Source organism: Candidatus Desulfofervidus auxilii (assembly GCA_030262725.1).
GTDB lineage: Bacteria > Desulfobacterota > Desulfofervidia > Desulfofervidales > Desulfofervidaceae > JAJSZS01.
Genome location: JAJSZS010000002.1, coordinates 86,688 through 99,178, shown reverse-complemented (window position 1 = coordinate 99,178; position 12,491 = coordinate 86,688). Strand labels below are relative to the sequence as shown.

Genomic DNA, 12,491 nt, shown 5'->3' with positions numbered 1-12,491 from the left:
TAAAACGTTAATAAGCAATAAGCAATTAAAAAGGAGGTAATTATGGCAAATATTGTAAGAATTGAACGTGCCCTAATTAGTGTGACAAATAAAGAAGGCATTGTTGAATTTGCCAAGTTTTTAACAGACCAAGATGTAGAAATTGTTTCTACAGGTGGTACTGCTGAATTCTTGAAAAAAGCGAATATTCCAGTAATAGAAGTAAGTGATTATACAAGTTTTCCAGAAATCTTAAATGGACGTGTTAAAACATTACATCCTAAAATATTTGGTGGCATTCTTGCTCAATTAGAAAAAAAAGAACATTGTGAAGAATTGCGAAAACAAGATATTAAACCTATTAATATGGTTGTTGTTAATCTTTATGATTTTAAAAGTATTTCTGAAAAAGGGAATATTCCACTTACAAAAGTATTAGAAGAAATAGATATTGGTGGCTCTGCTCTTTTACGGGCAGCAGCTAAAAACTTTCCTCATGTTGTTGTAGTATGTGATCCTAATGATTATTCAAAGATAATAGAAGAAATAAAAACACATGGTGGTGTACGTGGAATTACTCGTTTAAAATTGGCTCAAAAAGTTTTTACTTTAACAAGCGAATATGATAGTCAAATTGCTAAGTTTTTAGATGGAGCAAGAAAGATGCTTGAGTGGAGTATGGCAGCTGCTGCTGAACTTCATGTAGGTATGAAACTTACTTAAAGGGGTTTTTTATGAAAGTATTAGTTATTGGAGGTGGTGGAAGGGAACATGCTTTGGTATGGAAGATTGCTCAATCACCTTTAGTAAAAGAAATTTTTTGTGCTCCAGGAAATGGTGGCATTGGTAAGCTTGCTACCTGTTTATCTATAAAAGCTAATGATATTAAATCTTTGGCTGATTTTGCTGAAAAAGAAGGCATTGATTTAACTATAGTTGGTCCAGAAGAGCCATTAGTGCTTGGTATTGTAGATGAATTTGTAAAAAGGGGATTACGGATATTTGGGCCTACAAAAGAAGCAGCTAAAATTGAAGGAAGTAAAGTTTTTGCAAAAGAATTCATGCGTAAATACAATATTCCTACTGCAGATTTTGTTGTATTTTCTGAACCAGATAAAGCTAAAGCATATATCAAAGAAAAAGGTGCTCCTATTGTAGTTAAAGCAGACGGATTAGCTGCAGGAAAAGGGGCAATTCCAGCAAAAACACTTGAAGATGCATTAGCAGCTGTTGATTTAATTATGGTAAAAAAGGTATTTGGTAAAGCAGGTGAAAAGGTAGTTATTGAAGAATTTTTAGAAGGAGAAGAGGCATCTTTTTTGGTTTTGACTGATGGAGAAAATGTTGTTGCTTTTCCATCTTCTCAGGATCATAAGCCTGTATTTGATGATGATAAAGGACCTAATACTGGAGGGATGGGGGCTTATTCACCTGCACCTGTAGTTACTCCTGAAGTAGAAGCGCATATTATGAAAGACATTATTTATCCTACTATTAAAGGTATGGCAGCAGAAGGTTTTCCATATAAAGGGGTTCTTTATGCAGGTTTAATTATTAAAAATGGAAAGGCAAAGGTGCTTGAGTTTAATTGTCGTTTTGGTGATCCAGAAGCCCAGCCTATTTTAATGCGGTTAAAAAGTGATTTGGTAGAGGTCTTAAATGCAGTAGTAGATGGTAAGTTAAAAGAAAAAACATTAGAGATTGATTCCTCTCCTGCTGTGTGTGTGGTGATGGCTTCAGGTGGTTATCCGGGTAGTTATGAAAAAGGGAAAGTCATTTCTGGTCTTGAAACTGTAGAAAAGATGGAAGATGTAGTAGTTTTTCATGCTGGTACAACTTATAAAGATGGCAATTTTTATACAAGTGGTGGTAGGGTGTTAGGAATAACAGCAAAAGGTAAAACATTGCCTTCAGCTATTGCTCATGCATATGAAGCAGTAAAACATATTCATTTTGAAGCAGTCCATTATAGAAAAGATATTGGCTTTAAGGCATTAAAACATCTGGGCAGATTTGTAGGTATAGTAATGGGTAGTATTTCTGATAAAGAAATTATGCTTGAGACAAAAAAGATATTACAAGAATTGCTTATTCCTTGTGAAATAACTGTAGCTTCTGCTCATCGTAGTCCGCAGCGTACTATTAATTATGCTAAAACTGCAAAAGAAAAGGGGATAAAAGTAATCATTGCAGCTGCAGGTTATGCTAATCATCTAGCAGGAGTAATAGCTGCTCATACTACTTTACCAGTAATTGCTGTACCATTATCTGCACCACCATTTAATGGTTTGGATGCACTTTTTTCTTCAGTGCAAATGCCTGCTGGTGTGCCAGTAGCAGTAGTAAGTGTAGGGAAAAATGGAGCAAAAAATGCTGCTATTTTAGCAGCACAAATCCTGGCATTAAATGATCCTGAATTGCAAAGCACACTTGAAAAAATGAAAAATAAGATGGCAGAGGAAGTAGAAATGGCAGCAAAAGAGATTTGAAGTGTATATAGGTGGATTTGAAAAATTTAGTCTTTCTGATTATCCAGGAAAAATATGCAGTGTTATTTTTACTGTTGGTTGCAATTTTCGTTGTGCATATTGTTATAATCTCCCTCTTATATTAAAAGAATATTTTCCACCTCCTATTCCTTTTTCTGAAATTGAATCTTATCTTAAAAAAAGAAAAGGATTTATTGATGCAGTAGTCTTTAGTGGAGGAGAGCCTACAATACAGCCTGATTTAATAGAATATATGAAAAAGATAAAAGAAATGAATTTTTTAATAAAACTTGATACAAATGGTGCTTTACCAGAGGTAATTGTTAAATGCATTGAAAAAAAAGCAATAGATTATATTGCTATGGATATAAAGGCACCATTAGAAAGATATGAAGAAGTGGTAGGAGTAAAAGTAGATATAAAAAAAATTCTTGAATCTATAAGGATTATAAAAAAATTCCCTAATTATGAATTTCGCACAACACTTTATCCTGCTTTAAATAAAGAAGATTTTGAAAAAATTTTTAAGCTTATTGAAGGTGCAAAAAGATATTATTTGCAAGTATGTCGTTTAGAAAATACTCTTAAAGATTGTTCACATTTGCACCCATTATCTCGCTCTGAAATTGCTTTTTTAAAAGAAAAAGCAAAAAAATTTGTTAAATTCTGTGAGGTAAGAGAATAATGCTTAAAAGCATTATAAAAAGAGATGGAAGAATAGAACCTTTTAATCCAGAAAAGATTACTCAGGCAATTTATAAGGCTATAAAAGCAGTAGGCAAAGATGATTATTTGCTTGCTCAAAAATTAGCTAAACAAGTCATTGAGATACTTGAAAAACAATATGATGAGAAAAAATTGCCAGAAGTAGAGGAAATCCAAGATATTGTAGAATTTGTTCTTGTAGATAACCGCTTATATGAGATTGCTAAGGCTTATATTATTTATCGTCATCAACATCATCAATTAAGAGAGATAAGGAAACTTTTAGACCCAATAAAATTAATCCAAGAGTATTTAACACAATCTGATTGGCTTGTTAGGGAAAATTCCAATATGGCTTTTTCATTACAAGGATTAAATAGCTATATTTTAAGGAAAACTATTTCAGAATATTGGCTTATTCAGATTTATCCAAAAGAGATTGCCTCTGCCCATCATCAGGGTGATTTTCATATCCATGATTTAGATTTTCTTGGTGCATATTGTTGTGGCTGGGATTTAAAAGATTTATTAATGATTGGATTTGGTGGAGTTACAGGAAAAGTAGAATCTAAACCAGCTAGACACTTCCGCACTGCTTTAGGTCAGATAGTTAATTTCTTTTTTACTTTACAAGGAGAAACTGCTGGTGCACAGGCATTTTCAAATTTTGATACCTATCTTGCCCCATTTATCAGATACGATGGCTTAAATTACAAACAAGTTAAACAGGCATTGCAAGAGTTTTTATTTAATATGAATATTCCCACACGCACAGGTTTTCAAACCCCCTTTACAAATATTACTTTGGATCTAAAAGTGCCAGATTTTATGAAAAATGAAGCTGTCATTATTGGTGGAGAATTAAAAAATGTTACTTATGGAGAATTTCAAAAAGAAATGGATATATTTAATCAGGCATTTGCTGAAGTAATGACTGAGGGGGATGCAAAAGGAAGACCTTTTACCTTTCCTATTCCTACATACAACATTACAAAAGATTTTGAATGGGAAAATGAGCATTATAAATCTATTTGGGAGATGACAAGACGTTATGGTATCCCTTATTTTGCCAATTTTGTTAATACTGATATGCGCCCAGAGGATGCAAGGAGCATGTGTTGTCGTTTAAGACTTGACTTAAATGAACTTAAAAAAAGAGGTGGAGCTTTGTTTGGATCACATCCTTTAACAGGTTCAATTGGCGTAATCACAATTAATATGCCAAGAATTGGCTATCTTTCAAAGACAGAAAAAGAATTTTTTGACCGCCTTGAAGACATTATGTTTATGGCAAAGGAGGCATTAGAGATAAAGAGAAAGGTCATAGAAAGATTTACTGAAATGGGACTTTATCCTTATTCTCGCCATTATTTAAGGGATATAAAAAAACGTTTTGGAAATTATTGGAAAAATCATTTTTCTACTATTGGCATTTTGGGTATGAATGAAGCATTGCTTAATTTTAAACCTTTTCGCTGCACAATTGCTGATAAAAAAGGGATTGCTTTTACTATTAAAGTACTTGATTTTATAAGAGAAAAATTGCTTAAGTTTCAAGCTGAGACAGGAAACAGTTATAATTTAGAAGCTACTCCAGCAGAAAGTACTTGCCATCGTTTAGCCCTTTTGGATAAAGAACAATTCCCTGATATTATTACTCAAGGTGAAGGAAGTGGTGTTTATTATACAAATTCTACTCAATTACCAGTAAATTATACTGACGATGTATTTGAGGTTTTGGAACTACAAGATGAAATTCAAAGTAAATATACAGGAGGAACAGTATTGCATATATTTTTAGGAGAATCATTACCTGATATTGATTCAGTGAAACAATTAATAAAAAAAGTTGTAGAAAATTATAAATTGCCTTACTTTACTATTACTCCTACATTTTCTATCTGTCCAAGATGTGGCTATTTGAAAGGAAAATTTGATAAGTGCCCCACTTGTGGAACAGTTTGTGAAGTTTTTTCTCGAAGTGTAGGTTATTTAAGACCAGTAAGTCAATGGAATAAAGGTAAACAAACAGAATTCAAGATGCGGAAGACTTACAAAATCATTTAAATATTTTATGAGAGAACGTTACTATTCTTTAAATTCCTTTTTTAAAAAAGTATTTGGTTGTCGTGTCCATAAAATCCCTCTTGATGCAGGGCTTACCTGCCCTACAAGAAATGGCACAAAAGGAAAGGGAGGATGTATTTACTGCAATCCTTATGGTTCTGGTACTGGAGCTTATGCAAGAGGTATATCTATTAGTGAGCAAATAAAACAATGGAAAATTTTTTTAAAAAAAAGGTTTAAAGCAAAAAAATTTATTGCCTATCTTCAATCCTTTTGCAATACTTATGCACCAATTTATAAGCTTAAAACCATTTATGATGAAGCAGTCTCTGACCCTGACATAATTGGACTTGCTATTGGTACAAGACCTGATTGTGTGGATGAAGAAATCTTAAAATTGATCCAAAGTTATACAGATAAATATCATGTTTGGATAGAATATGGATTGCAGTCTATTCATAATCGTACATTAGAATTTATTCGACGTGGACACACTTATGAAGATTTCTTAAAAGCAATAGAGATAACAACAGGAAGAAATATACTTATCTGTGTCCATATTATTTTAGGACTCCCTGGGGAATCAAAAGAGGATATGTTAGCAACAGTAGATGCTTTATCTAAGCTTCCAATACATGGTATTAAATTTCATCATCTTTATATAGTAAAAGGTACACTTATGGAAAAATTATATCGTGAAGGAAAATATAGACCTCTTGAGCAAAGAGAATTTATTGAAATTTTGGTTTCTTGTCTTGAAAGACTCAGAAAAGATATTGTTGTCCAAAGACTTATGGGTGATCCAAGACCAGAAGAGCTTGTTGCTCCAGATTGGTCATTGAGAAAAAGAGAAACACTTAATTTAATTAAGAATACATTAGAGGAAAAAGATACATATCAAGGTAAATTTTTTGATGGTTAAAAAAACAAGACAAAAGATTTTAAAATTCTTAAAAGAAAATCCTAAATATGTTTCTGGTGAATTTTTAAGTAAAAAATTGGGTATTTCAAGAGTTTCTGTCTGGAAACATATTCGCAACTTACAACAGGATGGTTATATAATAGATGCTTCACAAAAAGGTTATCGTTTAATCTCTTCTCCTGATTTATTACTTCCTTATGAGTTTCCTGGCTGGGAAGAAAAAATTTTCCATTTCAATGAACTTGATTCAACTATGAATATTGCTAGAAAAATGGCTAAAGAGGGAGCAAAGGAGTGGACAATCATAATTGCAGAAACTCAAACTCAGGGTAAAGGAAGATTGGGCAGAAAATGGCTTTCTTCAAAAGGTGGAATTTATTTTACTGTTATTTTAAGACCAAAAATTACTCCTTTATATGCTCCAAGAATAAATTTGATGGCTTCAATAGCTGTAGCAAGGACAATCAGAAAGCTTTTTAATTTAAAGGCAGAATTGAAATGGCCTAATGATGTTTTAGTTAATGGTAAAAAGATATGTGGTATTTTAGCTGAGATGGATGCAGAGATAGATAAAATAAATTATGTTAATTTGGGAATAGGTATAAATGTAAATAACATTATCTCTAAACAAGAAGAAACGGCAATTTCCCTAAAAGAAATATTAGGAAAAGAAGTTGATAGAAAAAGTTTTTTCTATTCTTTGTTGGAAGAGTTAAAAGAGACTCAAGCTTTATTAAATAAAGCTGATTTATTAGAAGAATGGAAAAGGCTTTCTGCTACTTTAAATAAGATAGTGAAAGTTATAACAATAAATGGAGAAATAATAGGTAAGGCAATAGATATTGATGCCTATGGTGCTCTTTTAATAAAAACTTCAGAAGGATCTTTAAAAAGTATTTTTGCTGGAGATTGTATTCATTTGAGATGAGTCCTTTGGAAGCTGCAAGACATTATATGCGCCTTGGTTATACATGAAGTCAGGCAGTCATTAAGGCTAGTTTAGCTTTTGATAAAAAAACAATGCATTTAATTTTAAGTGCAAGTGGTGGATTTGGAGGTGGATTGGCTGGCATGCGTTTAACTTGTGGGGCGCTTTTAGGTGGTGCATTTGCTTTAGGATTTTTATTACCATATCCAGAAAATCTTATAGCTGTACGTATCTTAAAAAGAAATTTTGAATTAGAGTTTGGCTATACCTTTTGCAAAGACTTAATAGGTTCTTTAAACTGGCATCCTTATGAATTAAAAAAATTTATTAAAAGAAAAAGACTCTGTCTTGAAATAGTGGGGAAAACTGCACTTTGGGTAAAAAATTTATCAATAGATAAACCAAAAAATTTAACTATATCTCCTAGCTGCTATTTACCTCAAAAATTGCCATATTTTTTGCAAAGAGCTGCTAAGGTCTTTGAGGGTGGTCTTGCTTATACATTTGATATTTGTGGTATTGTTATATTAAAAATTATGAATGTAAGTCTTTTAGAAAACAAATGGCCAATCCCCTTGCAAAATGTTTTCTCTATGATTAAATCTCATAAAATTGCTGTTGATTTCAAAAAGAAAACAGGAAGCTTATTTTGTAAAGATATAAAAGGATGCTTTTCTATCTATTAAAGCGTCTTCTTTTTATGATCCCCTTATTTTTAGGTATCACACTTATCTCTTTTATTGTGATCCATCTTGCTCCAGGCAGTCCTGTGGATATTTATACTGAATTTAATCCAAAGGTTTCTCCAGAATTTCAAGAAAAATTAAAAAAGCTTTATGGCTTAGATAAACCACTTTATGAACAATACTGGCTTTGGTTAAAAAGGTTACTTAAGCTAGATTTTGGTCGTAGTTTTTCTCCTGATGGAAGACCTGTTTGGGAGAAAATCAAAGAGCGTCTTCCTATAACCATTACCATTAATCTACTTTCTATGTTTCTTATCTTTATTGTTGCTATTCCATTAGGAGTAATAGCTGCTGTCAAACATGGTCGCCTTTTTGATAAAATAACAACAGTAATTGTATTTATTGGATATGCTACACCTGGATTTTGGCTTGCACTTTTACTTATGATGCTCTTTGGCATCAAATTAGGATGGCTACCACTTTCAGGTCTTAAATCTTTAAACTATGAAACACTAAACCCTTTTAGCAAGTTTTTAGATCTAACTAAACATTTAATCTTACCTGTTTTTGTCTCTGCCTTTGGTGGTTTAGCAGGTCTTTCTCGATTTGTCCGTGCCAGTATGCTTGAGGTAATAAGGCAAGATTATATACTTACTGCTAGGGCAAAAGGCTTACCTGAAAAAGCAGTAATCTACAAACATGCCTTAAAGAATGCCCTTTTACCTGTTATCACCATCTTAGGTCTTTCTGTGCCAGGATTAATTGGTGGTAGTGTTATCTTTGAGTCTATCTTTGCTATTCCTGGAATGGGTCAATTATTTTATGCCAGTGTTATGTCCAGAGATTATCCTACGATTATGGGATGTCTTGTTATTGGTGCAGTATTGACACTACTTGGCAATTTAATTGCTGATATAAGTTATGCCTTAGTAGACCCAAGAATTAGGGTAGGAAAGTAAAATGTATAAATTTTGGGAAAGATTTTTAAATAACAAATTAGGTATAATTTCTGCTATTTTTCTTCTTTTCCTTTTTTTCATATCATTTTTTGCCCCTTGGATTGCTCCCTATGACCCATTGGAAGTTAATACAAAGGCAGTGCTTTTACCTCCTTCAAAAGCCCATCCTTTAGGCACAGATATGCTTGGTCGAGATGTACTTTCGCGTCTGATTTATGGAACAAGGATTTCTATTAAAGTGGGATTTGTTGCTGTAGGCATTGCAGTTATTATTGGCACTTTTTTTGGTGCTTTAGCTGGATATTATGGAGGAATTATAGATGCTATAATAATGAGATTAGTAGATATTATGCTCTGTTTCCCCAGTTTTTTTCTCATCTTAGCTGTTATCGCTTTCTTAGAACCAAGTATTTGGAATATAATGGTGGTGATTGGCTTAACTAGCTGGATGGGTGTGGCTAGATTGGTACGTGCTGAATTTTTAAGCCTTAAAGAAAGAGAATTTGTATTAGCTGCTAAAGCTATAGGGGCAAGTGATATTCGCATTATTTTAGTTCATCTTTTACCTAATGCTATTGCCCCTATTCTTGTTTCAGCTACTTTGGGTATTCCTGGAGCTATTCTTACAGAGGCTGCTTTGAGTTTTTTAGGTATTGGTGTACAGCCACCAGCTCCTAGTTGGGGTAATATGTTGACTGCTGGAAAGGATAATTTGGAGATAGCCTGGTGGCTTTCTGTCTTTCCAGGTCTAGCTATACTTTTAACGGTTCTTGCTTATAATCTTTTAGGTGAAGCTATAAGGGATGCCCTTGACCCAAGACTAGAATAATTTCTTGCTCTAAAATTATGACTATGTTATAGTTTTTCAAAAATAAAAGGAGTTTGTGATGATAAGAAAGCCTATTGTTGCTGGTCAATTTTATCCATATGAGCCAGATGTATTACGTGATTATATGGAAGAATATATACCAAAAGGATTAAAGAAGACAGAAGTTATTGGAATAATGGTACCTCATGCTGGTTATGTATTTTGTGGTAAAGTAGCAGGAGAAGTTTATGGAAGGATAATTATACCAGATACGGCAATTATAATTGGTCCTAATCATACAGGAATGGGGGATGCCTTTGCTGTTATGAATAAAGGTAGTTGGCTTACACCATTTGGTGAAGTTCCAATTAATGAAGAGCTTGCCAATTTAATTTTAAAAGAAGAAAGACTTTTTACTATAGATGAATATGCTCATCGTTTTGAACATTCAATTGAAGTTCAATTGCCATTTTTGCAATATCTAAAAAAAGATTTTAGCTTTGTTCCTATTGTGCTCGCTCATACCCTTTATAGTAAATGTGAATTGTTAGGCAATGGTTTGGCTAGGGCAATAAAAAGTTATGGAAAGCCTGTGCTTATTATAGCAAGCAGCGATATGACCCATTATGAATCACATGAGATAGCAAAAAAGAAAGATAAATTAGCTATTGATAAAATACTTTCTCTTAATCCTAATGATCTTTATGACATTGTTATTGCAGAACATATTACTATGTGTGGTGTAATCCCTACTACAGTTATGCTCATTACTGCTATTGCTCTTGGGGCAAAAAAAGCAGAGCTTATAAATTATGCTACCTCAGGTGATATTACAGGTGATCTTAATCAAGTGGTTGGATATGCCGGAATTATTGTAAAATGATTATAACTCGTTTTCCCCCTAGTCCTACAGGTTATCTTCATATTGGTGGAGCAAGAACAGCATTATTTAATTGGCTTTTTGCCCGTCATCATAAAGGAAAATTTATTTTAAGGATTGAGGATACAGATAAGGTTCGTTCTAAAAAAGAATATGTGGAAGATATCATAGAAGGTTTAAAGTGGCTTGGACTTAACTGGGATGAAGGGCCATACTTTCAATCAGAAAGATTAAATATTTATAAAGAACATATTGAACGTCTTCTTTCTGAAGGAAAGGCATATTATTGTCATTGCTCACCAGAGGAATTAGAAAGAAAGCGGCAAAAAGCATTGGCTCAAGGGAAAAAACCCCGTTATGATGGCACTTGTCGTTATAAAAATCTGCCACCTAAGCCTGGGGCAGTAGTGCGTTTTAAAAGCAATCTTGTAGGAGAAACAATATTAAATGATTTAATTCATGGGCCAATTATCTTTAACAATGCAGAGCTTGATGACTGGATTATTCAACGTAGTGATGGTACTCCTACTTATAATTTCGTCGTTGTTGTAGATGATGCATTAATGGGTATTACTCATGTAATCCGTGGTGATGACCATATTAATAATACACCAAAACAATTACAGCTTTATCAAGCCTTAGGTTATAAACCTCCTCAATTTGCTCATGTTCCTATGATTTTAGGGCCAGACAAAAGCAAATTGAGCAAAAGACATGGTGCTTCATCTATTTTGGAATATAGAGAAAAAGGTTTTTTACCACAGGCATTAGTAAATTTCTTAGTACGTTTAGGTTGGTCTTATGGGGATCAAGAAATTTTTAGTCTTGAGGAGTTAATTGAAAAATTTGACATTTCTCGGATAGGCAAATCACCAGCAATATTTAATTTTGAAAAGCTCCTTTGGCTTAATGCTCATTATATTAAAGAATTAAAAGATGAAAATTTAGCTGAGCTTCTTATACCTTTTTTGAATAAAAAGAATTATCCTCCTACTCCTAAAGATTATGTTATAAAAGTAGTAAGGACTTTAAATACAAGGGCAAAAACATTAGAAGAAATGGCAGAAATGGCAGATTTTTATTTCCTACCAGAACCCAAATATGATTCTAAGGCAGTGGAAAAATTTTTAATACCAGAAATAAAACCTGCTTTAGAAGAGATGTTAAGTGCTATTATAGAGATGCCTGTATTAGATGAATTAAAATTAGAAAAAACATTTAGGAATATTCAAGAAAAGTATGGATTAAAACCAAGAAATTTTGCACAGGCAATCAGGGTCTCTTTAACTGGACGTACAGTTAGCCCTGGTTTATTTGAAATAATGGTAGTACTAGGAAAGGAAAGAGTAATAGAGAGGTTGAAAAAAGGAATTAATCTTTTAAATAAGCAATATGAATTATAAAGGATTTCCAACCACTTTTATTGGTCAAAAACTTATGGAAATTTTTCATATTCTTTATAACACATTTGGGCCTCAACATTGGTGGCCAGGAGAAACACCATTTGAAATTATTGTTGGAGCTATTCTTACTCAAAATACTAATTGGAAAAATGTTGAAAAAGCTATTAATAATTTGAAAAAAGCAAATGTATTGACACCAAAAGCACTTTTTGAATTACCTTATTCTTATCTAAAAGAGCTCATTCGTCCAGCTGGATTTTTTAATATTAAAGCCAAACGTTTAAAAAACTTTCTTAAATTTCTTTTTGAAGAATATGAAGGAAGCTTAGAAAAAATGTTTAAAGAAGATGTAGAAAAAATTCGACAAAAACTTCTTAAAATTCCAGGCATTGGTCCTGAAACAGCAGATAGTATCCTTCTTTATGCAGGCAAAAAACCTACCTTTGTTGTAGATACTTATACAAAAAGAATTTTATCTCGACATAATCTTATACCAGAAGAATATGATTATGAAGAGATAAGGGCTTTTTTTATAAATCATTTACCAGAAGATGAAGCATTATTTAATGAATACCATGCCCTTTTTGTTGCACTTGGGAAAAATTATTGTCGTCCAAAGCCTATTTGTAAAAAATGTCCTTTAAAAAATTTTGAGTGAGGTAAAA

12 protein-coding genes are annotated in these 12,491 nt (G+C 32.7%); all 12 read left to right on the top strand.

The window, feature by feature from the left end:
- The first annotated feature begins 42 nt into the window (after window positions 1-42).
- Window positions 43-702, top strand: coding sequence for an IMP cyclohydrolase (locus tag LWW95_01780; protein ID MDL1955773.1), 660 nt, complete (start codon window positions 43-45; stop codon window positions 700-702).
- 11 nt (window positions 703-713) lie between these two features.
- Window positions 714-2,468 (top strand): phosphoribosylamine--glycine ligase, encoded by a 1,755-nt coding sequence (gene purD / locus LWW95_01775; GenBank protein MDL1955772.1) that lies wholly within the window; start codon window positions 714-716, stop codon window positions 2,466-2,468.
- A gap of 1 nt (window position 2,469) precedes the next feature.
- Window positions 2,470-3,153, top strand: a complete 684-nt coding sequence (locus LWW95_01770; protein MDL1955771.1) for an anaerobic ribonucleoside-triphosphate reductase activating protein — start codon at window positions 2,470-2,472, stop codon at window positions 3,151-3,153.
- Window positions 3,153-5,240: a ribonucleoside triphosphate reductase gene (locus LWW95_01765; GenBank protein ID MDL1955770.1), complete on the top strand. Its 2,088-nt coding sequence runs from the start codon at window positions 3,153-3,155 to the stop codon at window positions 5,238-5,240. The genes LWW95_01770 and LWW95_01765 overlap by 1 nt, the downstream gene beginning before the upstream one ends.
- A 7-nt stretch (window positions 5,241-5,247) precedes the next feature.
- Entirely contained in the window at window positions 5,248-6,162 is a 915-nt protein-coding gene (locus LWW95_01760; GenBank protein MDL1955769.1) for a TIGR01212 family radical SAM protein, read from the top strand.
- Window positions 6,155-7,090 carry a biotin--[acetyl-CoA-carboxylase] ligase gene (locus LWW95_01755; protein MDL1955768.1) on the top strand — a complete coding sequence of 312 codons (936 nt, stop codon included), beginning with the start codon at window positions 6,155-6,157 and terminating at the stop codon, window positions 7,088-7,090. The genes LWW95_01760 and LWW95_01755 overlap by 8 nt, the downstream gene beginning before the upstream one ends.
- A gap of 92 nt (window positions 7,091-7,182) precedes the next feature.
- The gene (locus tag LWW95_01750) at window positions 7,183-7,776 is read left to right on the top strand and encodes a C-GCAxxG-C-C family protein (protein ID MDL1955767.1); all 594 of its coding nucleotides are present in this window, start codon (window positions 7,183-7,185) and stop codon (window positions 7,774-7,776) included.
- Entirely contained in the window at window positions 7,758-8,735 is a 978-nt protein-coding gene (locus tag LWW95_01745; GenBank protein ID MDL1955766.1) for an ABC transporter permease, read from the top strand. The genes LWW95_01750 and LWW95_01745 overlap by 19 nt, the downstream gene beginning before the upstream one ends.
- Window position 8,736: 1 nt before the next feature.
- Window positions 8,737-9,564, top strand: a complete 828-nt coding sequence (locus LWW95_01740) for an ABC transporter permease (GenBank protein ID MDL1955765.1) — start codon at window positions 8,737-8,739, stop codon at window positions 9,562-9,564.
- A 58-nt stretch (window positions 9,565-9,622) separates the two neighbouring features.
- Window positions 9,623-10,426 (top strand): AmmeMemoRadiSam system protein B, encoded by an 804-nt coding sequence (gene amrB / locus LWW95_01735; GenBank protein MDL1955764.1) that lies wholly within the window; start codon window positions 9,623-9,625, stop codon window positions 10,424-10,426.
- Window positions 10,423-11,826: a glutamate--tRNA ligase gene (gene gltX / locus LWW95_01730; GenBank protein MDL1955763.1), complete on the top strand. Its 1,404-nt coding sequence runs from the start codon at window positions 10,423-10,425 to the stop codon at window positions 11,824-11,826. Before amrB ends, gltX begins: the two co-directional genes overlap by 4 nt.
- Window positions 11,816-12,484 (top strand): endonuclease III domain-containing protein, encoded by a 669-nt coding sequence (locus LWW95_01725; protein MDL1955762.1) that lies wholly within the window; start codon window positions 11,816-11,818, stop codon window positions 12,482-12,484. The genes gltX and LWW95_01725 overlap by 11 nt, the downstream gene beginning before the upstream one ends.
- The last annotated feature ends 7 nt before the right edge of the window (window positions 12,485-12,491 follow it).

Bases quoted from the DNA above. Each gene is read 5' to 3' on its own strand.
- gltX (MDL1955763.1), top strand. From the start codon at position 10,423: ATGATTATAACTCGTTTTCCCCCTAGTCCTACAGGTTATCTTCATATT.
- LWW95_01780 (MDL1955773.1), top strand. From the start codon at position 43: ATGGCAAATATTGTAAGAATTGAACGTGCCCTAATTAGTGTGACAAAT.
- LWW95_01725 (MDL1955762.1), top strand. From the start codon at position 11,816: ATGAATTATAAAGGATTTCCAACCACTTTTATTGGTCAAAAACTTATG.
- LWW95_01750 (MDL1955767.1), top strand. From the start codon at position 7,183: ATGCATTTAATTTTAAGTGCAAGTGGTGGATTTGGAGGTGGATTGGCT.
- LWW95_01745 (MDL1955766.1), top strand. From the start codon at position 7,758: ATGCTTTTCTATCTATTAAAGCGTCTTCTTTTTATGATCCCCTTATTT.
- purD (MDL1955772.1), top strand. From the start codon at position 714: ATGAAAGTATTAGTTATTGGAGGTGGTGGAAGGGAACATGCTTTGGTA.
- LWW95_01740 (MDL1955765.1), top strand. From the start codon at position 8,737: ATGTATAAATTTTGGGAAAGATTTTTAAATAACAAATTAGGTATAATT.
- amrB (MDL1955764.1), top strand. From the start codon at position 9,623: ATGATAAGAAAGCCTATTGTTGCTGGTCAATTTTATCCATATGAGCCA.
- LWW95_01765 (MDL1955770.1), top strand. From the start codon at position 3,153: ATGCTTAAAAGCATTATAAAAAGAGATGGAAGAATAGAACCTTTTAAT.
- LWW95_01760 (MDL1955769.1), top strand. From the start codon at position 5,248: ATGAGAGAACGTTACTATTCTTTAAATTCCTTTTTTAAAAAAGTATTT.
- LWW95_01755 (MDL1955768.1), top strand. From the start codon at position 6,155: ATGGTTAAAAAAACAAGACAAAAGATTTTAAAATTCTTAAAAGAAAAT.